The 26,075-nt window shown below is 51.8% G+C and carries 20 protein-coding genes and 1 tRNA gene; 8 read left to right on the top strand and 13 right to left on the bottom strand.

Features of this window, described 5'->3' with window-relative positions:
• Positions 1-35 precede the first annotated feature (35 nt).
• Complete coding sequence (locus AURMO_RS00790) at positions 36-311, top strand: AbrB/MazE/SpoVT family DNA-binding domain-containing protein (RefSeq protein ID WP_110232702.1); 276 nt, start codon at positions 36-38, stop codon at positions 309-311.
• Between the two features lie 590 nt (positions 312-901).
• On the opposite strand, the gene AURMO_RS00780 is transcribed toward AURMO_RS00790, so the two are convergent.
• The 3 genes from AURMO_RS00780 to AURMO_RS00770 all read right to left on the bottom strand — a co-directional run bounded on the left by AURMO_RS00780 (position 902) and on the right by AURMO_RS00770 (position 6,370).
• Complete coding sequence (locus tag AURMO_RS00780) at positions 902-3,898, bottom strand: BspA family leucine-rich repeat surface protein (protein ID WP_110232700.1); 2,997 nt, start codon at positions 3,896-3,898, stop codon at positions 902-904.
• 64 nt (positions 3,899-3,962) lie between these two features.
• Entirely contained in the window at positions 3,963-5,723 is a 1,761-nt protein-coding gene (locus AURMO_RS00775; RefSeq protein ID WP_110232699.1) for a sensor histidine kinase, read from the bottom strand.
• Complete coding sequence (locus AURMO_RS00770) at positions 5,720-6,370, bottom strand: response regulator transcription factor (RefSeq protein ID WP_110232698.1); 651 nt, start codon at positions 6,368-6,370, stop codon at positions 5,720-5,722. Before AURMO_RS00770 ends, AURMO_RS00775 begins: the two co-directional genes overlap by 4 nt.
• Positions 6,371-7,653: 1,283 nt before the next feature.
• On the opposite strand from AURMO_RS00770, the gene AURMO_RS00765 reads away from it, so the two are divergent.
• Together AURMO_RS00765 and AURMO_RS00760 are read left to right on the top strand one after the other, a co-directional pair.
• Entirely contained in the window at positions 7,654-8,304 is a 651-nt protein-coding gene (locus AURMO_RS00765) for a response regulator transcription factor (protein ID WP_162532621.1), read from the top strand.
• Entirely contained in the window at positions 8,301-10,016 is a 1,716-nt protein-coding gene (locus AURMO_RS00760) for an ATP-binding protein (RefSeq protein ID WP_110232696.1), read from the top strand. The genes AURMO_RS00765 and AURMO_RS00760 overlap by 4 nt, the downstream gene beginning before the upstream one ends.
• 70 nt (positions 10,017-10,086) lie before the next feature.
• Here AURMO_RS00760 and AURMO_RS08865 read toward each other — a convergent pair whose 3' ends face one another.
• From AURMO_RS08865 to AURMO_RS00740, 3 genes are all read right to left on the bottom strand, one after another.
• The gene (locus AURMO_RS08865) at positions 10,087-11,130 is read right to left on the bottom strand and encodes an InlB B-repeat-containing protein (RefSeq protein WP_162532620.1); all 1,044 of its coding nucleotides are present in this window, start codon (positions 11,128-11,130) and stop codon (positions 10,087-10,089) included.
• Between the two features lie 1,387 nt (positions 11,131-12,517).
• Entirely contained in the window at positions 12,518-13,831 is a 1,314-nt protein-coding gene (locus AURMO_RS00745) for an ABC transporter permease (protein ID WP_110232695.1), read from the bottom strand.
• Positions 13,828-14,523: an ABC transporter ATP-binding protein gene (locus AURMO_RS00740; RefSeq protein ID WP_110232694.1), complete on the bottom strand. Its 696-nt coding sequence runs from the start codon at positions 14,521-14,523 to the stop codon at positions 13,828-13,830. Before AURMO_RS00740 ends, AURMO_RS00745 begins: the two co-directional genes overlap by 4 nt.
• Positions 14,524-14,692: 169 nt before the next feature.
• Here AURMO_RS00740 and AURMO_RS00735 point away from each other — a divergent pair, with 169 nt between their 5' ends.
• Complete coding sequence (locus AURMO_RS00735; RefSeq protein ID WP_110232693.1) at positions 14,693-15,841, top strand: sensor histidine kinase; 1,149 nt, start codon at positions 14,693-14,695, stop codon at positions 15,839-15,841.
• Complete coding sequence (locus AURMO_RS00730; protein WP_110232692.1) at positions 15,838-16,521, top strand: response regulator transcription factor; 684 nt, start codon at positions 15,838-15,840, stop codon at positions 16,519-16,521. Before AURMO_RS00735 ends, AURMO_RS00730 begins: the two co-directional genes overlap by 4 nt.
• A 33-nt stretch (positions 16,522-16,554) precedes the next feature.
• Here AURMO_RS00730 and AURMO_RS00725 read toward each other — a convergent pair.
• A tRNA-Ser gene (locus tag AURMO_RS00725) sits at positions 16,555-16,644 on the bottom strand.
• A 73-nt stretch (positions 16,645-16,717) separates the two neighbouring features.
• Here AURMO_RS00725 and radA point away from each other — a divergent pair.
• The 3 genes from radA to AURMO_RS09075 all read left to right on the top strand — a co-directional run bounded on the left by radA (position 16,718) and on the right by AURMO_RS09075 (position 18,961).
• The gene (radA, locus tag AURMO_RS00720) at positions 16,718-18,082 is read left to right on the top strand and encodes a DNA repair protein RadA (RefSeq protein ID WP_110232691.1); all 1,365 of its coding nucleotides are present in this window, start codon (positions 16,718-16,720) and stop codon (positions 18,080-18,082) included.
• Positions 18,083-18,143: 61 nt separating this feature from the next.
• Positions 18,144-18,332, top strand: coding sequence for an antitoxin VbhA family protein (locus tag AURMO_RS00715; protein ID WP_110232690.1), 189 nt, complete (start codon positions 18,144-18,146; stop codon positions 18,330-18,332).
• The gene (locus tag AURMO_RS09075) at positions 18,323-18,961 is read left to right on the top strand and encodes a Fic/DOC family protein (RefSeq protein WP_204163642.1); all 639 of its coding nucleotides are present in this window, start codon (positions 18,323-18,325) and stop codon (positions 18,959-18,961) included. Before AURMO_RS00715 ends, AURMO_RS09075 begins: the two co-directional genes overlap by 10 nt.
• Before the next feature lie 4 nt (positions 18,962-18,965).
• On the opposite strand, the gene AURMO_RS00705 is transcribed toward AURMO_RS09075, so the two are convergent.
• The 6 genes from AURMO_RS00705 to AURMO_RS00680 all read right to left on the bottom strand — a co-directional run bounded on the left by AURMO_RS00705 (position 18,966) and on the right by AURMO_RS00680 (position 26,051).
• Entirely contained in the window at positions 18,966-19,358 is a 393-nt protein-coding gene (locus AURMO_RS00705) for a DUF779 domain-containing protein (protein WP_110232688.1), read from the bottom strand.
• A 44-nt stretch (positions 19,359-19,402) separates the two neighbouring features.
• Entirely contained in the window at positions 19,403-20,926 is a 1,524-nt protein-coding gene (gene exaC, locus AURMO_RS00700; RefSeq protein WP_110232687.1) for an acetaldehyde dehydrogenase ExaC, read from the bottom strand.
• Positions 20,927-21,021: 95 nt separating this feature from the next.
• Positions 21,022-22,302: a helix-turn-helix domain-containing protein gene (locus AURMO_RS00695; RefSeq protein WP_110234818.1), complete on the bottom strand. Its 1,281-nt coding sequence runs from the start codon at positions 22,300-22,302 to the stop codon at positions 21,022-21,024.
• Between the two features lie 39 nt (positions 22,303-22,341).
• The gene (locus AURMO_RS00690; RefSeq protein ID WP_162532619.1) at positions 22,342-22,983 is read right to left on the bottom strand and encodes a hypothetical protein; all 642 of its coding nucleotides are present in this window, start codon (positions 22,981-22,983) and stop codon (positions 22,342-22,344) included.
• A gap of 13 nt (positions 22,984-22,996) precedes the next feature.
• A complete protein-coding gene (locus tag AURMO_RS00685; RefSeq protein ID WP_110232685.1) occupies positions 22,997-23,506 on the bottom strand; it encodes an amino-acid N-acetyltransferase in 510 nt (169 codons plus the stop codon).
• Between the two features lie 25 nt (positions 23,507-23,531).
• A complete protein-coding gene (locus AURMO_RS00680) occupies positions 23,532-26,051 on the bottom strand; it encodes an ATP-dependent Clp protease ATP-binding subunit (RefSeq protein WP_110232684.1) in 2,520 nt (839 codons plus the stop codon).
• Positions 26,052-26,075 lie beyond the last annotated feature (24 nt).

The raw sequence follows: 26,075 nt of genomic DNA, 5'->3' as shown, positions 1-26,075 counted from the left end.
TTCAGAAATTCTGAAATTCTGTCATACTTCTTCTTATGAGCACCTACATCAATGTCCGGGACCGTGGCCAAATCTCACTGCCCGCTGCGATCCGCAAAAAGTTTCATCTCGATGAACCTGGTGCGCAGGTGGAACTCATTGAACGCAATGGTGAAATCGTGCTTCGCCCCATGCTTCCCATTCCGGCAGACCAAGCTTGGTTCTGGACCAAAGAATGGCAAGAAGGCGAGCGGATTGCTGGCGAAGAAGCCGCGGCAGGTCTAGGGACTGTGTATAACTCCGGTGAGGAATTTCTCGACTCCCTAAAGTAAGCGCTTGTGAAGTACCGGACTACGCCCCAGTTTGAACGCGACTATAAAAAGCTCAGTACTTCAGACAAAGCCACCTTCCACAAAGCACTCAAAGTATTCATAGAATCCTGCAAAGCACTTGAACACGACCCAGTAGCCCACTCATGGCCGGGTTCATTGAGATTCGAAAAGCTCAAGGGTGCGCAGGGAGTATGTGCCATCACCTGGTCGTTTTCGGGGCCTGACGGCCGTGCCACTTTTCATTTTGAAACAGAACATCACGAAACCGTCGTGATATGGCGCAGGGTCGGTTTACACGCTATTTACAATAACCCCTAGACCTGAAACCACGAAGCTCCTGAATCCAGAGGATTCAGGAGCTTCTGTTGTCATAAGACATGGCGGTCCCGGTGGGATTTGAATTCTCTTCGTATCCCCCAGCGTTACCGGAGTTTTTGAGAATTCCCCGGAAATAAGCTGTTGTTTGGAGCGTCCCGTTAGTTCCGTTTAAGGCAGAGTCTCCCTGAATCGTGTCCACGTTGTGTCCATGAAAAGGCTTGCCATTATCAACGAAGAAATTCCTTAATTAATGCACCAACGGCTAAGTGCAACTAATCTCCAGAAAGCACCTGAGGTTGGGTAGGTTGCCGGCGCACGTTCAACACGCGTCGCATCGCAATTGCCACTAAACCGACAACAAAGAGACCCAGAGCAAATCCCAAATACCCCATGGTATTCGAACCGGTAAAAGCCAAATCTGCTGGCATTGTCGTGCTTGTCTCAAGCAAAAGACCTGAATCTGAGAGCCGGAAATACAACACCTGCGTAAAGGCAGATCCATCGCTAGCTGTTGAGCTAAATGTGAGTGAGTGCCATCCAGCGTCCAGTCCACCTGGCATAGTGACGGTTGTGTTCACCGAACCAGCAACTGCATTTCCCGTTGCAAGGGTTTGAGGAGTTGAGCGAACAACGATATCGAACGGAGCAGACTGTTGCAGTCCATTCGCAACAAAGGTTGTCGTTGTGCCAGCGATTGGTTGGCCAATGCCGGCACTCATCCGGATGTTGGCACTCACCCCTACTCCAGATCCGGAATTAGAATCTGTCCCGGAACCGCTATTCCCATTGGAACCACCAGAACCCCCATTCCCACTGGAGCCATCTGAACTGCCAAAGTCACCTGGATTAGCTGCAGCGTTGAAAGCGGAGTCGCCTTCCCATGAAAGAACTGGGTATGAGCCCTGGGGGGCAAACCAGGCCTTGGAGGCATCCCAGGTACGCGAGATATCCCATGATGCAGAAGTAAAAGTAGCCAGAGTTGAAAGATCAGTCGAGTTGAGCCCTACTAATTCTCCGTCTGCGACGAGTGTGTCTGTTGCGAGACCGGTAATTCCAGTGTCCCAGAAGTTGCCGGAGAGAGTAAAGAGAGTGTCGTCTGCTTCTGCGTACCCAACGAACCCGTTCACTACGTTGTTCTGCGCTGCAGAGATGTTACCTAACGCAAGTGAATTATTCACTGTGCCGGCACTCAAGTTGCCGATCAATCCACCGAGTGTGGTGATTGATCCGTTGAGTGAGGAGTTGATGTCCGTGGTTGTATAACAGTTGACGATACTGCTACCAAGACTGGTCGCGTTCATACCGCCAACAAGTCCACCGAACGCAGCCCATTCCGGTGTTCCCACACCAACGTAGTCGATGCTGCCTCCGGAGTATGATTTTTCTACAAAATTAGACGAACCGTCGAGTTGTCCCACTAAGCCCCCGGCCCAGGCATTCAACGCATCTATATGAATTGCCGCAGTAGCTGAGCTATTACTTATGGTGGCGCCGGTGACAAAAGCAGCAAGCCCGCCATAGACGCCAGAACGAGTGCCTGTGAGTGTTCCACCTACCACGTGTACGTTCTCAATGACAGTGCCACCATCGACGTAGGACGAAAGTACACCACCATCATTCTCAGAGGTTACGTTTGCATTTGTAAAGGTGAGGTTTTTGATAATGGCGCTCTTGGGCCACGGCATGAAGCCTGCCCATAAGCCAGAGGTCGTCATATTCGTCACTGTGTGCCCGTTGCCATCAAAAATTCCTGAGAATTCATGATTCCAAGTGCCAAGTGGATTGAATGCGACATCGTCTGATCCAAGGTTGAGATCTGAGACGAGTTGGTAGGCCGCTCCAAGGTGTGTGGATGTACCGGCGGAGTCGACTGCAGTGATGCAGTTCAATTGATCAAGCGTTGAAATCAAATAAGGATCGTTCTGTACTCCAGAACCTTGCGTGAATTGTGACTCACAGTCGCCTTCTGCAATTTCGTCTACCGTAGCTTGACTGAATAACGATTGTGGGTTTCCTTGTTCGTGTAAGTGCAAATGTGCCTCGCGGTGTCCTTCAAAACTGGGTGTGAAGATCAGCCCAATTTGGCAACTTGCACCGGGGTTGATTGTTGCCAAACATGTCGTTGCTGACAAATCGATTTGGAAATCTTGGCTACTGTCGCCATCCAATGTGATCGAATCAAAGGTCTGCGTCACAGCTGGGTTCGTTCCGTTTGTATACGTCGCGGTGACGACATGAGATTGCCCAACGCGAATCAGCGCAGGGCCACCATCGGTGATATTCCATCCGTTTGAGACCAGCGCTTCGCGTGCCGCTAGTACCGGCGCATCGCTGGAATACCTTGCGTTCGTTGCAAAGCTGTTAGGGGCAATGTCACCTGCGCCATTGAGATGCATCGAGTTGATGTTTGGCAGTTGGCTCCACCCTAGAAGAGTGAGTCCGTAATTTTCGCTGCTTAGAGCTGTGTCAAGAAGCATTTCATCGAGCTGGGTTTCACGGTTTGCGGCAATACCACCGGATGCAATATCCCATGACCCTAAACTCTGGTTGAATGCCGAGGCGCCACTGAACATGATGCCGAAATGCCATACCTTTGAGACGTTCCAGTTGCTTAGCGACTGGTTAAATGCCGAGGCTCCATAAAATACTGATCTCATCTCTGTGACGTTGCTCACGTCCCAACTGTTCAGGGGCTTGTTGAACGAAGTTGCATTGTCAAATGCTGACTCTAAGTTTGTGACGCCAGATACGTTCCAGTTGTCGATAGCACCGTTGAATGATGTGGCACCTTGGAAGGCATTCTTAAGTGTCGTAGTAGCTGTGAGGTCCGGCGCATCAGTTGCGGACGAGTTGAAGTTCGCGGCACCTTGAAAGTAGCCCTCGCTATTGCCAAGTTTTAGTGAGCCCCACTGGGAGATATCGGTGAGTTTGAGCTTGTCCCCCCCGTCTTGGAATGCGAAGCCAGTGATTTGGCCAGTTATCGTGATTACGTATGTGCCGGGCGTAGCATAGGCGTGCGTAACTGCGGGGTCGTTGTAAGCGGTAATGGTGCTGCTTGAATTGTCGCCCCAGTTGACGGTGAAGTTATATGATCCGTCGCTTCGCAGTGGCAGAGCAACACTGTTCGCATCTGAGCTTCCGCTTGATGTGTTTCTTGTGTCCCAGGTGCTGATGAAGTCAGTCGTAGCTGCTTGTGCTGCACTGGCCGTCACCAAGCCCGCAGCACAAACGAGAAAAAGAACAACAATCGAGGAAACAAACTTCTTCATAACACTATGAAAGGTCTTTGAGGGCCAGTGGCTCTTAAAATACTTGGTTTACCAAGTGCCGCAGCTACGTATGATCACCGATCGGAACGTATGCAACCAATCGTGAAGAATCACCATCAAGATGTAGTTTCCATTTTTTACTGAGTTGATCAAAGAGTGCTGTGCCCTGTCCTGGTTTTCCGCCGAAATCGCTCAAAGCGGTTGATGCACTTTTGACGTCACTGACTACCTGAATATGTAGCAGCGAAAAAGGAAACGAATTCTCTTTAGCAGTGGGGTTCTGAATTTCGATAGAAATAGTGATTGAGGTGGAGTGAGAGTATTTGACCGCATTATTCAGGGCCTCTCGAATGATTTCAATGACAGCTTCTTGAGCAACGGGATCCGCCTCGATTTGAGCCTTTACTTTTTTAGAAATATCTGTCGAGATAACTACGCTTGCAGACCATAGTTTCGCCAAAGAGTGAAGAAAGGCAGTGAGTGAGATCCTTTTCTCGGGATGGTCAAGTGCGGCCTCGCACTTGACCTGTAACTGAGTAATTTGATCTTGTGAAAGCTGGCCATTTTTCACGTTGAGCGACAGGTCTAAAATCGTCGCCAGGATTTTTGCCTGGATGTCCCCGTGGACGAGACGAGCAAATCTTTGTTGTTCTACCCAAATTAATTGCCCTCGTCGAGTATTCATCCACTCCACATGAGAGAGAGCAGCATCGAGCTCTTTGAGTAGTCGTTGTCGTTCTCGAGGAATGGCCCTCAGTAACGCCAACAACATCAGGGCTCCAAACTCAGTAAAAGCTATTAATAAGCCCACAGAAGATGGATCCAGACCCACGATAATTCCTGCAATGAGGGTATCTAGCAGCCCAATTGCGAAGAACGTTGTAACCATGATCAACAACGAAAGTCGTCTTGTTGATTTGTTGAGGTACCTAGCGAAAAAATAATGAGAAACATAGAGTGCGACGAATAGAAAAGCCACGCTGCAGAAAAATGAAAGCAGAGCAATAGGAAATGGCACCACCCATGTCTTCATAGAAAGAGTGGGAAGCGCTACGAGAACTGGTGCCCATTTATATTCGAACGGATTGGTATCCGTAAGTCGGTTGGCAACTTCCTTAACGCTGACCCGGAGCTTATTCACATCAGGCCCTTGGGCATCACTGAACTCAACATCTCGGCTACTCAAAGTTGAAGCCAAAGGCCTGACAACATCGTCCAGAAGTTCCTGCAGTTGTGCTGATGCATCGCGTTGAGACATTTTGGGAACCAGTTTTTCAAAGGCTTTCTTCAGGGTTGTTTTCACATTGGAAAGTAGCTCCAACCGGAGTTCTTCCAGAGTGCTCTGTTCCACTTTTTGAAAACGATGCGCTGTGGCAAGTTGAGATCTCAAATTGCCAAGTTCTTTTCTAAATTCCCTAGTTTCATTGACGACTACGGCAAAGATAAGCGTTCCTAAAAGCCAAATCATGCCTATTGTGAAATACCGAAAAAAACCCGGCTGAAAATCAACTAGATGAAAAATTCCATTAGCAACATTTCTGATGATGATCGGAAACAAAATGGATAGACCGATAAGAAGGCTCCACGCCACTAAAGGTTTCTCTCCGACCGTTCGATTGTTCAACAACAACGATTTAAGCGTGACAGTTACGAGTGCCAAAAGTACGAGGGAAACAAGCAGTAAAGCGCGCCAGATTTCAGGTGGATAGCCCTGACTCTTAACTAAAATGCTGGGGCTGAAAGCTAAAAGGCCCAGACCCATCCCGACAAACGCTTGCCAAGTAAAAGGTTTCGCTGCATAAATTCGGGTGAATAGAGCATTCATGAATTTACAATGGCGCCAGTGATGGAGTTGTAGATGCTGGTCGCTTGGACTCTCATACTTTTCGCGCTGTCACGTTCAAGTCCCAGAGATCTGTAAATTCGTCCAATTAACTGCTCAGTTGATTGGATAGTGGTTCCCCTGCGAAGAGCAATCTCATGATTGCTCAGTCCTTGGGAAATCAAGGCCAGGACCTGAAGTTGCTGCGCTGTCAAAGTGCTTAAAACGTTGTGCTGTTCGATAGGGAATGTGCCGCTTGGATCAAAATCGTGAAGAACTTCTTCGAGTGCTTGAATAAGCATTTGAGGGTCTGCGACATCACGCTTCCGCAAATAAGCAACCTTCTTGAAGTCCTTAATAGCCACAGGGAGTGCCGCATAGTTAGAAAGCACCACAAATGCCATATGTGGGTATGCATTCCTCATGGCCTGGATGAGATCAATGCCCGTTGGTCCCTCTCCTAAGGAGATGTCGACAACCATGACGTCGGGGTCAAACCTCTGGGCCAAGTCAGCCCCCTCGGCTGCAGTACCACAGGATTCAACCTCAAAACCAGCTTGGCTAAACAAGCTAGAAATAAGACCTCGCGTGAGCTGATCATCTTCCACGAGCAGTAACCGACGTGTGAAATTGTCCTGTGCGGCAACCATGTTTGACAGCCTATGTGATGACAACGCTAACCGAAATAAAGAATTCAGGAGAAGCACTTCAGAGGAATAAGGGCCCCCTTTAGTCAAGGGGGTCCTTCTGGCGGTCCCGGTGGTGTGTGGTTGCAGGACATAGGAAACACATGTCTCAAGACATAAGAAACAAACACTGCTCAACTTGAGCAATGAACAAAGCCCGGCTCATCATCACCGCCATCAACGTTGAAAAGATTTCACAAGCCGAAGCAGCCCGCCGCTACGGCGATACAGACGCGAGTGATCACGCTCGTAGACGACCTAGAAATCCGAGCTGTTGACCAACAAACAGGCGAACTACTCAGAGAACTCACCCTCGACACAAGCCGCGATTATCAACCCCAGAAATGAAAGAAACACCTGAACCCGTGGGTTCAGGTGTTTCCGATGTCTTGCGACATCACATGGCGGTCCCGGTGGGATTTGAATTCTCTTCCTATTCCCCGTCGTTACTGGGGCTATATAAGAAGTGCCCGGAATTACTGTGTTTTTGGGGGTATTTCGCTAGTACAGATTAATGCAGACTCTTACTGAATTGTGTCCACAGCGTGTCCACGAGCCAGTTTTGACGTGAGCTACTGCTCGGAAGTCATGTCGACATCAAAATTCAACGCTAGTGCGTCAGCAAGAACTAGGGGTTCTGACAGTTGATGATGAAGCACTTTTGAGCTACAAAATCAACGTGAACTTTGACGCCTCGGTTTTAAGCCACAGAAAAAGACTCCTTATTCAAGGTCAAAGGCTTGCACTTGAGCTCCTGCTTTGGATTCCATCCCGATGAAGAAAGCAAGCTAACTGGACAATCACATTATGGGATAACGACTTGAAAATTAATTTCAGCCTTTAACGGGGCGTGGCTGTAACGTTTCTCTGAGTGTGTTAGCTGTTCCAGATAGGTAAGAGCTCTGAACAAACGGGGCATCGTAGTAGACAGTCAAAGTGTCGTTATTAACAGCTTGAGCCGTTGCTCCGTTCAGTGAAGTGCCAAGCAATGCAAACACTCTGGATAGCACTGCAAAAATTGATAAGCGATGCACGAACCAGCCAGTGGGACTCATATTTCTCCCAACAAAATAGCCTGAGAAACAAAATAATCAAGACAAATTTTCATGCCTGATTTCTCTAGGGCACACCCCAGCAAAATACGTTTCAGGTCATTAAATGTTTTTCTGGGGTGTACCCCAGAAAAATAGGCAGCGCCACTGGTGAAAGTGAGAAAATGCTACACAACCTCAATCAAAGGTGGCCTTGTGATTAAGCCCAGAATTCTGGTCGTAGAAGACGACGAATTTACTGGCTCGCTGATCACCAGTGCGCTAGCTAACGAAGGATTCGAGACGCGTCTTGCAACATCAGCGCTCAGCGCTAAAGAAGCACTTAAAGATTTTGATCCCGATGCTGTTCTCGTAGACATTGATTTAGGTGAGGGCCCCAACGGCATTGAATTTGTGCAGTTTGTGCACAAAAGCAGGCCTGGAATAGCCCCCATTCTGCTTAGTCGTTACGGCGATACAGTCAGTGCAGGCGCCAAAGATTCTCGGATTCCCGACGGGGTTGCCTACCTTCGCAAAAGCGTGATCCAATCCACTCAAGGATTGGTTGAGGCTATCCGCGAAGCCATGCGCGGTCGCACCACAAACTTACGTCACGATAAACGTGAACAAGGAATGCTTCACAAACTCACCAAGAGCCAGCGGGAAATCCTTCACATGATGGCACAGGGGCTCAGTAATAAGGAGATAGCGGCTCAAAGAAAAGTGAGTCTGTCTTCTGTCGAGCAACTTGTCTCAGGAGTATTCAAGACTTTTGGTCTCACCAGCGAAGACAAGGTCGTTCCGAGGGTGGAGGCAATACGGATTTTCGTTGTTGAAAGTGGTCTTCCGAAAAGACCAGGCGAATGAGAGAAGTATGGCGAAGACTCGGACGAACTGACTCCATTAACTGGATAGTTATTACCGTTGTCGCAACATTGCAGTTCGTGGGAAGTTTTGTCATCACGAACTCCAACGCAGCTGGGAGAGAACTTCTGTTCGTTGGATGTGTTGTTCTCTCCGTCCTTGTCGTAATTGTGATGCTGCTGTTTACGCGATATGTGATCATTCCTCGAGTCACAGAAAAAGCAAGACCTTTCGTGATCATTGTTATGCTTCAGCTCACAGCATTCACAAGATCTATTGTTTTTGACCAGCTCTTGGTCAGTCTGGATATGTCAACGCCTGATATGTTGCTCAGCCGAATTTATGGTTCTCAATTCAACATTTTTGTTGCCGGAATTGTGGTGTCCAGTTTGGTGTCCATGGCACGAGACTTCAGTGAAAACAACAGCAAGCTCGTTCACACCCTGAGCGAACTACGAATCGCTCAAGAAGATATCGAACTTCTGCTGGAGGAACGTCGCACTGCACTGGTTTCCTCCATTAGAGCCCAACTAGAATCTGCGTTGTCTTCTGTCACAGGCAAAAACGTGAACGCAGATGCTCAGCATCTCAAGTCGCTCATCGATGATGTGGTCAGACCCATTAGTCACCGGCTCGGCCGAGAGTTCAGCTCTGTGTCAGAGAATGAGCCAAGTGCTGTCCCTAGTCGTATTCGATGGTCAAGTGTGACAAAACATGCGCTGGAAACCAACCCCATTCACCCTCTGTGGTTGACAGTGTGGACTGCGTTTGTTTCGTTTCAGGTTATTGCGACAGCAGCAGGTTCTAATTTCTTACTTCCCTACTTGTCGGGAGTTGTTGTTTTTGCTCTGTGGTTTATGTTGTCTCGGTTTGTGTGGAAAAAAACTACACAGAAACTGGGGCTCTTTCCCCGTGCGATTGTGTTCTCAATGCTGATGTTGGTAACCCCTCTTGTTGTGAATTCCCTTCTTGAACTTGAGTTTGGGCTGGAATTTTTCAACAGCCGAGTAGTGATTTCAGCGGCCCTCTACTTCGTTGTTATGTCGTGGTCTCTCGCCCTGATTATTTCTGTCTCAAATTTATTGAAGGCGACTAACCGTGAACTTGTTGAGGCAACGACCCAACTTCGAAGGCGCGTCATCACAGACAACGTCAGTGCACGCCATTTCGAACAAGCTGTGTCACACGTGCTCCACGGCCCTATCCAAGATGCCATTGCTGCCTCGCTCAAGCGCATTCAATCTTTGCTTCCAGATGCCCTCCCGGGAGCAGCAGAAGGAGACTTGATTCGCCAACACATTGAACATGCCCTTGAGCTCCTGAATGATTCTCCCGTTCGGGACTACTCAGTTAAGCGTGGTGTGAGCGATCTTGCCTCGTTGTGGGCAGGAGTAGTTGAGATTGATGTGGAGTGTGAAAAGACAACCATAGAACTGCTTGATGCCTCCTCAACAACCTCCAGCATTGTCATTGAAGTGATCCGCGAAGCAGTTTCCAATGCCATACGCCATGGCGATGCTTCAGAGATTGAGATCAGCATCGCACTCAGCGAAGACGAATCAGATGTAATCATTTCCGTGTCAGATAACGGTACTGGTTTGACCACAAACCCAGAACCAGGAATTGGGACCCGGCTTCTAGATGATATGACTCTTGAATGGTCACGGGTGGCTGTTCCCAGAGGAGTTCTCTTGACGGCTTCGGTTCCGCTGTAAAAGACCTGGAACAATCAAGGAATCAAAACCTGGAGTTTTCAGCTCCGCACCATCGAGTGTGACCGTTTCGTTAGAGCTGTGTTCCCCTGCGACGAAGACGAATTGACTGAGCCAACAGCAACAACCCTGCAACCGTGGTTATCCCAAAGACCCCAATCAGTTCTGCCATCTGGGAACCCGTTCGAGCTAGGGCAACAGTTGTCGCTGCAGGCTGGATAGCTACGCTGGTATTTGAGGTCCATTGTGCATGAAGCGTGATATTTCCTGTTCCTAAGGGGCTATAGGTACTGCCCAATGGAGAACCACCAGTACTAGAGGTAAACCATCCGGCGAATGTGAAACCCGACCGAGTTGGAGCTGCGGGAAGAGAGATCGTGTTACCAGTTGCGTAGGTACCATTAGCAACGCTTGAACCGCCATGGGTGTTATATGTGACGGTGTACGAAAGTGGTTGCCATCTCGCAAACAGCGATACAGGTGCGGTGACTCCAGGTGAGTAGCTTGGGCCTTGCACCAAGTTGCCACCTGACGCCGCGGTGTACCACCCATTGAAAGTAAAGCCAGTGCGGGTCGGTGCGGAAGGTAGTGTCACAGAACCACCTGCTGTGAATGAGTCATCAGCCACAGCCGAACCACCCTGCTCGTCATATGTCACTGAATAAGTTCCTGCTGCTGCGTTGACTGAAAAAGGAAGGCTCAGCACTGCCTGAAAGAAATTGTCGTCACCAGAATTGTTTCTGGTTTCCAAGGTTACTTTCTCGGTGCCTGCTGTCAGTTGAGCGTCTAGGTTATAAAGCTCATCATCTGGTGAGCCTGTGTTCAGAGTGCTATCCCCTACACCTCCGAAGGTGAGGTAGCCCCCAGAGTTTCCAGCCGAATCGTTAGTTCCACCAGCAGTTGATGAAACTTGCGTGAAGTTGGTGGGAACGCTTTCATTCGAAACACGGACTTCTGAAACCTCGGAGCCAGAACCAGTGCTCCACGCAATTGCCAAAGAGAGATAAGACCCTATTGCATTAGAAGCAATGGCCGGAAAAGTGAATTGTGTTTGCTGGTAGGTCTGGCTTGCACCTGCTTGACCAAACAAGACAAGGGAAGTTGATTCATTCGCCAAGGTTGGATTCTCAAAAATGACGGTGAGGGTCACTCCTGATGAATAAATTGGATCACCAGTATTGGTCCCGCTTGAAATTCTGCTCGCGTCATACGTAACGGGAATTTCGAATCGAGTTCCCGCAAATGGGGCACTCGCTCCAGACCCACTAGGGTTCGAATCCATGTACGACTGGACGATACTCGTGACATCGGACAGGTAATTTGCGAATCGGTTTGTAACTATAGAGCTGTATCCATAAACAACATTTTGCGAGTTCAGATTAGTCGTAGGCGGTGTTGGTGCCCCAAGCCCATTTCGCATTGGGCTCCCTGATGAAAGGAATGCGGCAACAACATTTGTAGCACCGGATGGTTTCAGTATAGAAAGGGTCCCGTTTGCTGTAAAAGTTGTGTTTGTTGATGGGCCATTCTGGTACCCGTCAGTAGAGACTTGAAATTTTCCGACGTAGCGGGCAACTTCATTCAGGCCGGAAGAAGTCCAACTTTGCGGTGCCACAACACCTGCTTGAGCAGGAGAAATGCCTGTGAGCAATAACGAGGCAGCGGTCATCGCTGGAATCAAGAAGACAACTATTGCGCGATTCGACTTCTTTTTTCGCGCCTTTATTGCCTGAGAAGAATTGGGATCACTGGGCGTTGATTTATGCAGCATGAATGGCAACGATGTAATCGCAGACAGCAGTTTTTTCATGATTCCTCTATGCAGTATTGGCCTAAGCCAAAGATGGCATCCTGAGGAAAATATTATGTGAGCTTCTTTTTTGATCACCGTTTTTCTGTGGCACACCCCAGCAAATTGACAGAGGTTTTCAGCTGATTTTCTGCTGTGACAGCGGCCTAGTTTGGTCGGGATGTGTGTCACCAGCTGTACAAAGAATGCTTGGCCATGCCTCAGCAGAGATCGCTCTGGACACATACGCTGATCTATTTGATGATGAACTGGATGCAGTTGCAGTGGGCCTCGATGAGGCTCGTTCTGCGCGAACAGAGTCCAAAACGATATCCAAAAATAAGTCGAAATAAAAAGTTAGCCCCTACTCCCTTGATTTATAAGGAATGTAGGGGCGTACTCTATGGCGGTCCCGGTGGGATTTGAATTCTCTTCATACCCCAAACCACTGTTGGGTAAGTATGAGAATTTCGCTTTATGCCAAATGCTTTTGTTGCGCTTAGAAGATTCTGATTAATGAGAGACGACGTTGAATTGTGTCCACGGTGTGTCCACGGCCCTTAAAGTGCTCTGGTTAGTACTTCCAATTTGGAACACGTCTTCCCCAGGCTTTTCGCATCAATACGTCCTCATAGCCTAAAAAGATCCCCTCTGCGCCACGCATATTTACACGTGACACAAAGGGAATCTTCTAGTGCTTTACCCGTTTGATTCGTTATTCGTATCTCAACGACTCGATGGGATCTTTTCTCGCAGCTTTGATGGCAGGGAATGCTCCCGCCACAAAGGCGATAGAAACCACGATGACGATGACCGTGAGAACTGATGTGAGATCGAAGGCCACGAGCTGGAGACCGGCAAGATCACTAAAAACAGTGCGACTGAGCACATTGCTCACCACTGAACCAATCCCCATACCGACACCGACGCCAATGAGGCTGCCGAGCAAACCAATCACTACGGCTTCCATACTGAAGAGCAAAAAGACCCGACCGCTGGCTAAGCCCATAGCTTTCATCAAGCCAATCTCGCGAGTTCGTTCCTGCACAGACATGAAGAGTGTGTTGACGATTCCAAAGCCCGCCGCAATCAACGCGATGATGGCAAAAGCATTGAGAACCATGACGATGGCGTCAATGACAGCCGTAAACGTGCCCAGCTGATCCGCTGTTGACGTGGAGTTGTATCCTGCAGCTTCAATCTCAGCTTGGAGTTCATCAATTTGTTCAGTAGTCATATTCTCGACATCGAACCACAGGGTCGCAGTCGAGAATTCTTGCTCACCAGGAGACAACGTCGACGGAGATTCTGCAGCGAACAAGGCATCTTTCAGAGCTGCGTTCGGAACAGCATTATCCGCTCCGGGGCCAAAACCTGGCTTAGTGACCGCGACAACTTGTGCACTGACGATCTGCGCATTTCCTTCAGCATCATCAAATCCAAAATCAACCGATTTTCCAATCGCTTCTGCGGCACTGGAGAACCCCAAAGCATCAAGGTAGGACTCAGCTATAGCGACCTCGTAGGTGGACGAAGCATCGTTGAGCTGCTCGCCTTCGGCCAGCGTCAACTGCATACCCTCCACGAAGGCGCCCAGCTGAACAATGTAAGGAACCTCAGAGGGTCCCTCGATAAAGTTCACTGTCACAGCCTTGACAGGCTCAACCATCAGCACGTGATCGAGGGATTGCAAGATGTCAAAATCAGCCTGTGTCATAGACTCAACCGTCACGGAGCCTTGGCCAGGACCAGGCCTCATCGTCTCAGCCTGCAGTTGATCCGGGCTATATTCTTGCGGGCCGTCAGCGACCTCAACATCCGTTGTGGAAATCTTTGTCACGGTTAAGACATCTTCCGCCCCGATCGAGGCGATGGTGCTGTCGATGTAGCGGTTAATGCCTGTCCCAATACCACTGGTGATGGTCAGCGTGAAGGCACCAATGAATATTGCGATAACCGTGAGCGTAGTTCGCGACTTGCTGCGGAAGGCGTTCTTGGCACTTTGTCCGGCGATACTGGAGAATCTCATGCTGCAACCTCCTCAGTACGAACTATTTCCCCATCGGAAATATAAATTCGCCGACTACACCGGGCAGCTAGCTCCTCATCATGGGTAACAACGACGAGAGTGATCCCCTGTCTCTTGTTCAAATCGAAAAGGATGTCCTCGACCTTAGCTCCGGTAGCAGAGTCCAAGTTGCCTGTTGGCTCATCCGCAAAAATGACGCTCGGGTTATTAATAAGTGCACGTGCGATGACGCTGCGCTGCTTTTGACCACCCGAAAGATTAGTGGCCTTATTTTTTGCTTTATCTGCAAGCTCCAGTTGCTCCAGGACGTTCATCCCTCGAACTTTTTGTTCGCGAGATGAAACTCCAGCAATTTTTAATGGCAACACAACATTTTCCAGCACAGATTCTCGGGGGGAGAGAAAAAACTGTTGAAACACAAAACCGAAAGTGCTGTTTCGAATGGCGTTGAGTTGACGGCCCTTCAACGTAGAGGTTTCTTTTCCTTGCAGTTGGATTTCACCCTCAGACGGCCGGTCCAACAAGGCGAGAAGATGCATCAAAGTTGATTTCCCTGAACCGCTCTTTCCGACGATAGCGAGAGAATCACCTTCGAAAATATCGAGATCCACACCCTTCAACGCATCGAATCGGGTTTCTCCCGTTCCGTAGCTTTTGTGCAGATTTCGCACGGAAAATAGCGGATTTTTCATAACCTTGGGCTCCCAATCATTGAAATTTTGTTGACGTAACCACAGCTTGCACCCTCAAGACATTGCTGACATCAACCCCAGGGATGAACCTGTGTACACCTCTCGGAGTATTGTTCAGATACATCCCTGGGTGGATGAATCACCCAGCCACCTACGCAAGACTGTCGCTATGAGCACTCGCACTCCCCGCTTTAGTTGGCATATCTTGGGGGATTTTGCCGCGATGTTTTTCATCACCGGGGCTGTGACGACTCCTTTTCAAGGCAAAGGGGACTGGGACGTCAGTATTCCCGTTGTGGTAACGGCATTTGTTATTGGTATGGCGTTGTTCTTGAGGAGAAAAGCCCCCGTCACGATCTTGGCCGTGACGGTGACGCTCACGCTTGTGCTCATGTTCTTGGGAGTATCCGGTCCTGTGATTGGACTTCCACTTGCCATTGCGGTCTATTCGGTCGCCCTTCGACTCCCTCGCCGGCAGGCTTGGCTGCTCTCAGCCCTTTCTGCACTGGTCCTCATGGCAACATTTATTTTCGCCACCGATTTCCAGTTCTTTGACCCAGCGTGGATTGCATTGCTTGCCATACCTGCCTTTGCAACAGCCGCTGGCTCCTACTCTCGCTCACGCCGTGAGCTGCTGATTTCGACTGAGGCACGTGCACGGGCCGCTGAAGAAAACAGAGAAGCCGAAGCACGGCAACGCGTTGCTGAAGAACGCCTCCGCATCGCTCGCGACCTTCATGACGTTGTTGGTCACCACATTGCCGCTATCGGTCTACACGCAGATTTGGCAGACAGAGCACTGATCGACCACCCTGAAATAGCTCGGGAATCTCTGGACGTGGTGCGAACCTCTGCACACGAAGCCCTGAGTGAGATTTCAGACATGATGAAAGTGTTGCGTGAAAATACTGAGTTGGCGCCGAGTCCTTCCCTCAAGAACATGTCAGACCTGCTAACTCGTTTTCGCCGGAGTGGCCACAGTGTCACGGTAAATGCGCAAGGAAATTTGGAAAATTTACCGGCCTTTAGTGATTCCGTTGCCTACCGAGTCATTCAGGAAGGTCTGACCAACGCCTCGAAATACTCAGCAGACGCGACGTCCCGTGTGGACGTTACCCGCCGCGAGGATTCCATTCACATCACCATCCTTAACCCAATAGATTCAGCTCAGCCCACAACAAACAAGCAGGGTTTTGGTCTGATGGGAATGCGGGAACGACTGGCGGCTGTGGGCGGAACGATGGAGATTTCTACTGATGACAACTCCGGTTTTCAACTTATGGTCCGCATTCCTTTGAGTCGAGAGCAACAGCTGTGATTAACGTTCTCATTGCTGACGATCAGCCCCTCATTCGCAGTGCTGTGAAAGCGCTGATTGATTTGGAAGCGGATATGCACGTTATTGCCGAAGCGGCATCGGGCGAAGAAGCGCTTGCGCTGTGTCAACAGCATCATCCGGATCTCGTCCTGATGGACATCCGGATGCCTCATGGAGACGGGATTTGGGCTACGCGAGAAATAGTCAACGACCAGACATGTGCCGCAACCAAAGTGCTCATTTTGACCACGTTTGAGGAAGAAGAATACATTTTTGAGGCACTCAGAGCCGGGGCGAGTGGCTTCTTAGGGAAAGGAACGGACGGCCGTCAGCTCACCCAATCGATTAGATCCGTCCACACCGGCGACTCTTTGTTGTCCCCCCTGGCCACGAGGAAAATTATTGAGCGCTTCATGACTGCGGAGTCTTTCGAGAAATCTACGGCAGAGTTTTCGTTGAGACACCCTGTGTTGACCGACCGTGAAACTGAAATTCTCACCCTGGTCGGTCTTGGATTGAATAACCATGCAATTGCTGAACGGCTGTTTATTTCACCCCTGACCGTCAAAACCCATATCAATCGTTTGATGACAAAGTGTGAAGTTCACGATCGATCACAACTCGTCATCGAAGCCTATGAATCTGGTTTGGTTTCACCAGGACAAAATCCTCGGGCTTAACCCAGAATGACCCCCATATGGAGGTCATTCACGTGGCGGTCCCGGTGGGATTTGAACCCACGGTGCGCTTTCACGCACACAACTTTTCGAGAGTTGCACCTTCGGCCGCTCGGACACGGAACCAATAGCTAAGAGTTTACGCACAGCTCGCGCCAGCCACCAATCCACTGTCGGCGGTGAAAGCTAGGCTGTCCGCATGGCCAAAGCTTCTCCTGGATACACCTGCACCGAATGCGGTTGGAACACCGTCAAATGGGTGGGGCGTTGTGGCGAATGCCAAGCCTGGGGAACCGTCGTTGAGGAAGCCACCAAGACGGGCATCCAGGTCAAGATGAAGCCTGTTGTTGTGAGTGAAGCGAATGCTGCACGCCCCATCACAGAAGTCCCTGCCGACGGAGAACTCAAGCACTGGGCCAGTGGCATCAATGAGTTTGATCGTGTCCTTGGCGGTGGCATTGTTCCGGGGGCTGCCATCCTGCTTTCCGGTGAACCGGGTGTGGGAAAGTCCACGCTCCTTCTCGAGGTTGCTTCACGCGCAGCGAAGACTGGCGCCAAAGTTCTCTATGTCAGCGCGGAAGAATCCGTCAGTCAGGTGCGCTTGCGTGCGTCTCGCACGGGCGCACTGACCGACAATCTTTACCTCGCAGCTGAGACCGATCTCTCCACCATCATTGGTCAGATCGATGCTGTCTCCCCTGCACTTCTGATTGTGGACTCTGTCCAGACAGTCGCCAGCTCAGCAGTCGAAGGCCTCGCTGGTGGTCCCAGCCAGGTTCGCGAAGTGGCCAGCGTTCTCATTCGTGTTGCGAAGGAACGCAACCTGCCGATTCTTCTGGTTGGTCACGTCACCAAGGACGGCAGCATTGCCGGTCCTCGTTTGCTCGAACACCTGGTGGACGTTGTTTGCCAGTTCGAAGGTGACCGTCAAACCGCGCTGCGGTTTGTCCGCGCACTGAAGAACCGCTTCGGCCCCACCGATGAAGTCGGCTGTTTCGAGATGACCGGGGATGGCATCGCTGAGGTGCCCGATCCCAGTGGGTTGTTCTTGAGCCGTTCTGCTGTTGCAGTTTCGGGAACATGTGCAACCGTTGCCCTGGAGGGTCGCCGTCCGCTTCCGGTTGAGATTCAAGCACTCGTTGTTCCCACCAGTGCACCCAACCCCCGCCGCGTAACCAACGGCGTTGATAGCTCACGTGTGGCCATGCTACTTGCTGTGCTGGAGCGCCGTGCTGGACTCAAGCTCAGTGACAAGGACGTCTACGTCTCCACCGTGGGTGGAGTCCGCTTGAACGAACCTGGCGCTGACTTAGGTATTGCCATTGCGGTGGCCAGTGCGTTCCATGACAAACCCATTGCCCACACCGTTGCCGCCTTCGGCGAGATCTCATTGGCTGGGGAGATCCGGCCAGTGAACGGCGGCAAGCAGCGTGATGCTGAAGCAACTCGTTTGGGCTTCACCACCCGTATTGATGACAAGGTGGGAACACTGCGCTCGGCGTTGAAGGCAGCGTTCGACACTGCCAAAGATGCGCGTGAACGCGAGATTGACGCTGCGTTCTAGTGCAGGAATCGAATCAATCACGCGTTCCAAGCGATAAAATGAAATAGGTCAGGAGTTGAGCATGAAAAACAAACGCGATGATGAACTTTTTCTTCGAGAACGAGCTATTTCTGATGCGCGGATCAGCTCTGAATTAGAAGGTTCGCAGAGCACTGTCGCTACACGTGGTGACCAAGATGCTTACGTTCGTGGTGAAATCAGCCTGACACAACTCAGTGAACGAGTTCGTAGCCGTTATGGATTGGCCTGAGGAACATTCAACCTTGGTCTAGTAGTAGCGATGAAGAGCGCTGGAACGGCTACCTTCTGTCTCCAGATTCGGCGGTCCTACGCAACAAGCTAAACATCAGAGATTTATCTGACCTCCGCGAAGCAGAAAATGATCTTCTCGAACTCCGGGTCGCTGAGCTCAGGGCAAACCCGAAAATCATTGCCAAAACCTTCGATCTTCCACACCTCCAATCAATACATCATTACCTGTTTCAAGATGTCTATGACTGGGCTGGTGAATTAAGGACAGTTGGACTCGCACGTGATGGTGGGGATTCATTTGCCCCGCCACAAAGCATCTCCTTGCCGATGGAGCATGTGCACCAACGGATTTATGTAAGCGCCTTCCTCGCGAACATTCCGAGGACAGAACTTCCTTTTGAAATTGCTTATTTGTATGACTACATCAATTTCGCTCATCCCTTTAGGGAGGGTAATGGAAGGAGTCAGCGAGAGTTTTTTCAGCAGCTAATTGAGAAAATCGGGCTGCGAATGAACTGGTCACTTATTGATTCGACAACTCTTCATTCCGCCTGCCACATAGCCCGGAACGAAGGCAACCTCAAGCCGCTTGAAGAGGTTATTAAGCTAACTCTCCAGGAGAGTTAGCTATTTATACAGCTTCCTTCTTGAGCAAACCGAAGTGCTCAATCTCGGCATCGTCGAGCATGCGTGAGCGAATCATGAAGCGCACACCCTCAGGGGATTCAACGGAGAAACCGCTGCCTCGACCCTTCACCACATCAACGGTGAGGTGAGTGAACTTCCAGTACTCATACTGTGAGGCGGACATATAGAACTCGATGGAGGGGATTCCCTCCACGTGAAGAGTTTCGAGCAGGACGTCAGACCCCCCAGTCTTGAACATCCCTACGGGGTAACACATCGGGGAGCTGCCATCACAGCAGCCCCCCGACTGGTGAAACATGAGTGGACCGTGCTTGAGTGTCATCTTGCGCATGAGCTCTTCAGCTTCAGGCGTGCATTCAACTCGGGTGTAGTCCATACTCTTGATTCTCCTGTGTATTTCCTGTTTCAGATAGTGCCGATTTAGAAGAAGCCCATGGGGCCTTCTGCGTAGGAGACCAGGAGGTTCTTGGTCTGCTGGTAGTGATCGAGCATCATCTTGTGGTTCTCACGACCAATACCAGACTGCTTGTAACCACCGAAGGCGGCGTGAGCGGGGTACTGGTGGTAGGTGTTCGTCCATACGCGACCGGCCTGGATGGCACGACCTGCGCGGTAGGAGGTGTCTGCCTCGCGGCTCCACACACCTGCACCGAGACCGTAGAGGGTGTCGTTCGCGATCGAGATGGCCTCGTCGTAGTCCTTGAAGGAGGTAACCGACAGCACAGGGCCGAAGATTTCTTCCTGGAAGATACGCATCGAGTTCTTGCCCTCGAAGACGGTTGGCTGGACGTAGTAACCACCGGAGAGATCTCCACCAAGGTCAGCACGCTCACCACCACAGAGGAGCTTGGCGCCTTCTTGCTTTCCGATGTCGATGTAGCTGAGGATCTTCTCCAGCTGATCGTTGGAAGCCTGAGCACCCATCATGGTGTTGGTGTCGAGAGGGTTGCCCTGGATGATCTTGCCCACGCGAGCAATACCGTCCGACATGAAGCCGTCATAGATGGGCTTGGCAACCAGTGCACGTGAAGGACAGGTGCAGACTTCACCCTGGTTCAGGGCGAACATGGTGAAACCTTCCTGAGCCTTCTCGTAGTAAGCGTCCTTGGAGGAAGCAACGTCTTCGAAGAAGATGTTGGGGCTCTTGCCACCGAGTTCGAGGGTGACAGGGATGAGGTTCTCACTTGCGTACTGCATGATGAGGCGACCGGTGGTGGTTTCACCCGTGAACGCAATCTTGCGAATGTTGTTGTGGGAGGCAAGTGGCGCACCGGCTTCAATACCGAAACCGTTGACGATGTTAAGAACACCGGCAGGGATCAGGTCTTCGATGAGTTCCATCAGAACGTGAATAGATGCTGGAGTCTGTTCAGCTGGCTTGAGCACGATGCAGTTACCGGCAGCGAGTGCGGGAGCGAGCTTCCAGACAGCCATCAAGATGGGGAAGTTCCAGGGGATGATCTGACCGACCACACCGAGTGGCTCGTGGAAGTGGTAGGCCACTGTGTTGTGGTCGAGCTCACCGATGGATCCTTCTTGGGCGCGGATAGCACCAGCGAAGTAACGGAAGTGGTCAATGGCCAGAGGAATATCTGCGGCCATGGTCTCGCGAACAGCCTTACCGTTGTCCCAGGTCTCAGCAACTGCGAGAAGCTCGAGGTTTGCTTCCATGCGGTCAGCGATTTTGTTCAAGATGATGGCGCGTTCGGTCACGCTGGTCTTGCCCCAGCTCTCGAAGGCTTTCCAACCGGCTGCCACAGCCATGTCGACATCCTTCGCGTTACCGCGAGCTACCTCACAGAAGACCTGTCCGGTGACGGGGGTGATGTTTTCGAAATACTCACCTGAGGAAGGAGCGACATACTTGCCGCCGATGTAGTTGTCGTACCTACCCTTGTAGGACATGACGGCACCGGGTGTGCCGGGGTTTGCATAGACAGTCATTTCTTTTGTACCTTTCGACGTCTTTGTCGTGTGTGCCGGATATGGCAGTTCACACGTTACGACGGCGAAGGTTGCAGAAAGTTGCGAAGAAGAGGTTAGGAACCCTGAACGAAGACGAGGTTCTCCACGTGGGCAACTACGTGTGACCTCTTAGGAGATTTAGCAGGCAACATCTTGAGCACCTGGTGCCACACATCAAGATCATCCAAGCCCTGCTCAGTGTTGGCGTAGTCCATGAGCACTTCGACCGACGCATCATTCAAGAGGGACTCACGCAAGTGCAGTCGAACTTCTTCACGGATCTCTTCGATGCCGGGAGAAACAGAATCCGGTAGCAGCGCCCCGCGGAACGCGGACAGCGCTGCCCGGTGGGCTCCTCGATCGAGCAGAGCCACAACCTGTTGGGCATCAATCTCCACCTGCTCGGGGAGGCGGTAGGGCTTGGACTCAGGAGCAATTCCGGGGTGGAACTTATCCAAGAGCTTCCGCAAGCGCACCATCTCCGCCCGCAGGCGTGAGGTGAAAGACGAATCTCCCCAGAGCAGTTCTGACAAGCGTTCGGCAGAAAGTCCTGATCGGTTCCAGGCCAGTAGCGTCATGATCTCGGCGTGACGCTGAGTCAGTTCAATGGAGCGATCCTCGATGGTGACCAGTGCGGTGTCTCTGCCCAGGATATGCATCGTGGCACGAGCTGCCTTGTTCTTGGCTGAAGAAGGCAAGTTGTTAAACAGGACAAATTTTGACGAAGTAGATGGCTTCGAATCCCGATTACGCAGCCTGGACACCATGAGTTCGGTTTCAACTGCGTGCGCAGTTGCCTCCACCAAAGGCATGGTGTGACGGTCCACAGCCTGGTCGCCACCAGTGATGTCGATGACACCGATGATGGCTTTAGTTTCTGGGTCGTGCACGGGGACCGCGGTGCAACTCCAGGCATGAACCAGGCGGTTGAAGTGTTCGTCGCGACGAATCTGAATGGCGTGATCCAGTGCCAGTGCTGTTCCCGGTGCCGATGTGCCGGCAACGGATTCACTCCAGTCCGAGCCTTCGACAAACATCATCGACTCTGCCTTGGACTTCAGTCCCTGATCGCCTTCGACCCAAAGCAGTCTGCCCATGGCATCTCCGACAGCAACGAGCATGCCGGAGTCATTGTCCGCATCGCGGACAAGAAGCTTGCGAATAACCGGCATCATCTGGGCCAGCGGGTGTGCCTGGCGATACTCATTGAGTTCGGAACTCTCAAACAGCAGAGGCGAGAGCATCCGGTCTGGATCAAGTTGGCTTTGTTCCGCGCGCGACCACGAGTCGCGCACGACTGCGCGAACAGTGCCGGGAGCCACAACATCGGGGTCGGCAAGCCAAGGACTTGTCACGAGCTCGAGCATACGCCCGTCAGTTGGGAAAAATAAACCCTAGTAGAGCAGGAACTGTGCTGAGCTCTTTGAGCTCACGCCGCCGACCTTAGTGGTGAGGTAGTAGGAAGCACCGCCCGCAGGAACGACTTCACGCTCTCCACCACAGGTGTCAGGTGAGCTGCGCTGGCGTTCCCACACGATGGGTGCCGAGGGGTAAACCACACCAGGTTCGAGGATGGCAACGGTGTCAGACTTTTCGCTCTGGCAGTCAGTGGAGACCCAGTAGGTTTCAGCACCCGAAGTAACCGTGAGTTCCTGAGCAGAGGTTCCCACGTTGTAGTAGCAAGCGGTCTTGCCGGTGTTCTGAATAGTCAGAGACAGGTTGGGAAGAACACCAGCCTGGTAGTCGACCGAGTCCAGAACAGGAAGAACTTCGAGGTTCTTTGTTGAACATTCTTTATAAGAAGAGACATCCACGGTGGGAGTGGGTGTGGGGGTGGCAGACTCAGTGGCCACCGGTGCCACGGTTGGTTTGGCAACAGCAGTCTCGGTTGGCGTAGGTGTGGCCTGGCCGGGACGCACAATAATGAGCACGACGGCGGTCACCACGGCAATCAAAGCCAGCAGTGCAACAAGCCTGCGGCGGCGATACACAGCAGGAGAAACTCGACGTGGTTGTCCAGGTGCTGGAGTGCTCATGTGCCTAAGTTACCTAGAGCTGGCGCAACATCCTTGTATTTCCCAGAGTGTTGGGTTTTACACGGGCAAGATCCAGGAATTCGGCAACACCCTCATCGTGCGAGAGCACAAGCTGAGCGTATGTTTCAGGGTCAATGATGGAGTCAGAAACTTCAACAAAACCGTGACGGGTGAAGAAGTCCACCTCGAAGGTCAAGCAGAACAGGCGACCCAGACCCAGCTCAGTTGCATCAGCAACGAGGCGTTCCATCAGCGCTGCACCGACACCCTTACCCAGCCAAGCTTCATCCACTGCGAGGGTACGAATCTCACCTAGGTCCTGCCACATCACGTGCAGAGCACCACAGCCAATGGGGTTGCCATCAGCATCCTCTGCAATGCGGAATTCCTGCACTGCTTCATAGATGGACACAGCATCTTTACCCAAGAGCACGCGCGACTGAACCAGAGGCTTGGTTACCTCAAGAATCCACGGAACATCTGCCGTGCGCGCACGACGAACGTTATAGGTGGTTTCAGTCATTCCTCAAGAATAGTCTCGAGAAGAATTACTCGCCTTCGGCGACGATGTCCGGCGTAGCCGAAATACCGTTTGCCTGAGAAGCGGCAGTCACACCAACAGCTTCACGAGAAGTGGTGGTGAAGACGAACTCGCCGCCAATGAAGTCCACGTGAACGTGATCTCCAGCTGCGAGCTGGCCTTCCAAGATCTTCTCGGAGAGCTTGTCTTCTACTTCTGCTTGCATCGCACGACGCAGCGGACGAGCGCCGAGTGCGGGGTCGAAGCCGACCTCGATCAGACGGTCCTTGGCAGAACGAGTGAGCTCGATGGTCATGTCGCGGTCCATCATGCGGTCGCTCAGACGCTTGGAGAACAGGTCCACAATCTGAACCAGCTCGTCCTTGCTCAGCTGAGGGAACACGATGATGTCATCTACACGGTTGAGGAACTCTGGCTTGAAGTGCTTCTTGAGTTCTTCGTTGACCTTGCCGCGCATGCGGTCGTAGTCGTTGCCGGCGTCACCCTCGAGCTGGAAGCCCACGGGACCACCCGAGATTTCCTTGGTGCCGAGGTTGGTGGTCATGATGATGACGGTGTTCTTAAAGTCAACAACGCGACCCTGACCGTCAGTCAAACGACCCTCTTCCAGAATCTGGAGGAGTGAGTTGAAGATGTCGGGGTGAGCCTTCTCGATTTCATCGAAGAGCACAACGCTAAATGGCTTGCGGCGCACCTTCTCGGTGAGCTGGCCGCCCTCTTCGAATCCAACGAATCCGGGAGGAGCACCGAACAGACGTGACACGGTGTGCTTCTCGCCGTATTCACTCATGTCGAGGGAGATCATGGCGTTCTCATCGTCGAAGAGGAACTCAGCAAGAGCCTTGGCCAGCTCCGTCTTTCCCACACCGGTAGGACCAGCAAAGATGAACGATCCAGAGGGGCGCTTGGGGTCCTTCAGACCTGCACGAGTACGTCGAATGGTCTTAGACAGGGCGGCAATAGCCTTTTCCTGACCAATCACACGCTGGTGAAGTGCCTTCTCCATGAAGACCAGACGAGCTGACTCTTCTTCGGTGAGCTTGAAGACAGGAATACCGGTTGCTTGTGCGAGGACCTCGGCGATGACGCCTTCGTCCACGATGCCCTGGCCGCCGGCTTCGCCCTTGCGCCATTCCTTCTCGCGGCGCACGCGCTCACCCTGGAGTTGCTTCTCTTCATCGCGAAGAGCTGCAGCACGCTCGAAGTCTTGATCTTCGATCGCGGTTTCCTTCTTGGTGCGCGTCAGAGCAATCTGGTCGTCCAGGTCACGCAACTCGGGTGGGTTGGAAAGAATCGAGAGGCGCAGACGTGCACCGGCTTCATCGATGAGGTCAATGGCCTTATCTGGCAGGAAGCGGTCAGAGATGTAACGGTCAGCAAGGTTTGCGGCAGCCACGATCGCGCCATCGGTGATCTGAACCTTGTGGTGGGCTTCGTAACGGTCACGAAGACCCTTCAGGATGTTGATGGCGTGAGGCAAGGAAGGCTCAGCAACCTGAATGGGCTGGAAGCGACGCTCGAGAGCCGCATCCTTCTCAAAGTGCTTGCGGTATTCATCCAGAGTGGTCGCACCAATGGTCTGGAGCTCACCACGAGCAAGCAGTGGCTTGAGGATGGAGGCAGCGTCGATAGCACCTTCAGCAGCACCGGCACCCACCAACGAGTGGATCTCGTCGATGAAGGTGATGATGTCGCCGCGGGTGCGGATCTCCTTGGTGACCTTCTTCAGGCGTTCTTCGAAGTCACCGCGGTAACGAGAACCAGCAATGAGCGAACCGAGGTCGAGGGTGTAGAGCTGCTTATCCTTGAGAGTCTCAGGAACGTTGCCGGAGACAATCGCCTGAGCGAGGCCTTCCACAACAGCGGTCTTACCCACACCGGGTTCACCAATGAGGACAGGGTTGTTCTTGGAACGGCGCGAGAGAATCTGCATCACGCGCTCGATTTCCTTCTCGCGACCAATAACAGGGTCAAGCTTTCCTTCGCGAGCTGCCTGAGTCAGGTTGCGACCGAACTGGTCGAGCACCTGAGAACCACCCTGAGCAGAAGCTGCTTCGTCCTTATTGCCGGCAGCAACAGGCTCCTTGCCCTGGAAGCCAGAGAGAAGCTGAATAACCTGCTGACGAACACGGTTGAGGTCAGCACCGAGCTTGACCAGAACCTGAGCAGCAACACCTTCACCCTCCCGGATGAGGCCCAGCAGGATGTGCTCGGTGCCAATGTAGTTGTGGCCCAGCTGAAGTGCCTCACGGAGAGACAGCTCAAGAACCTTCTTCGCACGAGGCGTGAAGGGGATGTGGCCGGTGGGCTGCTGCTGTCCCTGACCAATGATGTCCTGGACCTGCTCGCGCACAGCGTCGAGAGAGATGTTCAGCGACTCGAGAGCCTTAGCGGCAACGCCTTCACCTTCGTGGATCAGACCGAGCAGGATGTGCTCAGTGCCGATGTAGTTGTGGTTGAGCATCTTGGCTTCTTCTTGCGCCAAGACAACGACGCGGCGAGCGCGGTCGGTAAATCTCTCAAACATTTCTAACTCCCATCAGCACACATG

It is taken from the genome of Aurantimicrobium photophilum (assembly GCF_003194085.1).
Taxonomy (GTDB): Bacteria; Actinomycetota; Actinomycetes; order Actinomycetales; family Microbacteriaceae; genus Aurantimicrobium; species Aurantimicrobium photophilum.
This window is presented reverse-complemented; position numbering and strand designations above follow the sequence as displayed.

Excerpts from the sequence above, each read along its gene's own strand:
- AURMO_RS00760 (WP_110232696.1), top strand. The coding sequence starts at position 8,301 with ATGAGAGAAGTATGGCGAAGACTCGGACGAACTGACTCCATTAACTGG.
- AURMO_RS00775 (WP_110232699.1), bottom strand. The coding sequence starts at position 5,723 with ATGAATGCTCTATTCACCCGAATTTATGCAGCGAAACCTTTTACTTGG.
- radA (WP_110232691.1), top strand. The coding sequence starts at position 16,718 with ATGGCCAAAGCTTCTCCTGGATACACCTGCACCGAATGCGGTTGGAAC.
- AURMO_RS00740 (WP_110232694.1), bottom strand. The coding sequence starts at position 14,523 with ATGAAAAATCCGCTATTTTCCGTGCGAAATCTGCACAAAAGCTACGGA.
- AURMO_RS00790 (WP_110232702.1), top strand. The coding sequence starts at position 36 with ATGAGCACCTACATCAATGTCCGGGACCGTGGCCAAATCTCACTGCCC.
- AURMO_RS00735 (WP_110232693.1), top strand. The coding sequence starts at position 14,693 with ATGAGCACTCGCACTCCCCGCTTTAGTTGGCATATCTTGGGGGATTTT.
- AURMO_RS00745 (WP_110232695.1), bottom strand. The coding sequence starts at position 13,831 with ATGAGATTCTCCAGTATCGCCGGACAAAGTGCCAAGAACGCCTTCCGC.
- AURMO_RS00690 (WP_162532619.1), bottom strand. The coding sequence starts at position 22,983 with ATGAGCACTCCAGCACCTGGACAACCACGTCGAGTTTCTCCTGCTGTG.
- AURMO_RS00715 (WP_110232690.1), top strand. The coding sequence starts at position 18,144 with ATGAAAAACAAACGCGATGATGAACTTTTTCTTCGAGAACGAGCTATT.
- AURMO_RS00780 (WP_110232700.1), bottom strand. The coding sequence starts at position 3,898 with ATGAAGAAGTTTGTTTCCTCGATTGTTGTTCTTTTTCTCGTTTGTGCT.
- AURMO_RS00685 (WP_110232685.1), bottom strand. The coding sequence starts at position 23,506 with ATGACTGAAACCACCTATAACGTTCGTCGTGCGCGCACGGCAGATGTT.
- exaC (WP_110232687.1), bottom strand. The coding sequence starts at position 20,926 with ATGACTGTCTATGCAAACCCCGGCACACCCGGTGCCGTCATGTCCTAC.
- AURMO_RS00705 (WP_110232688.1), bottom strand. The coding sequence starts at position 19,358 with ATGGACTACACCCGAGTTGAATGCACGCCTGAAGCTGAAGAGCTCATG.
- AURMO_RS00680 (WP_110232684.1), bottom strand. The coding sequence starts at position 26,051 with ATGTTTGAGAGATTTACCGACCGCGCTCGCCGCGTCGTTGTCTTGGCG.
- AURMO_RS00770 (WP_110232698.1), bottom strand. The coding sequence starts at position 6,370 with ATGGTTGCCGCACAGGACAATTTCACACGTCGGTTACTGCTCGTGGAA.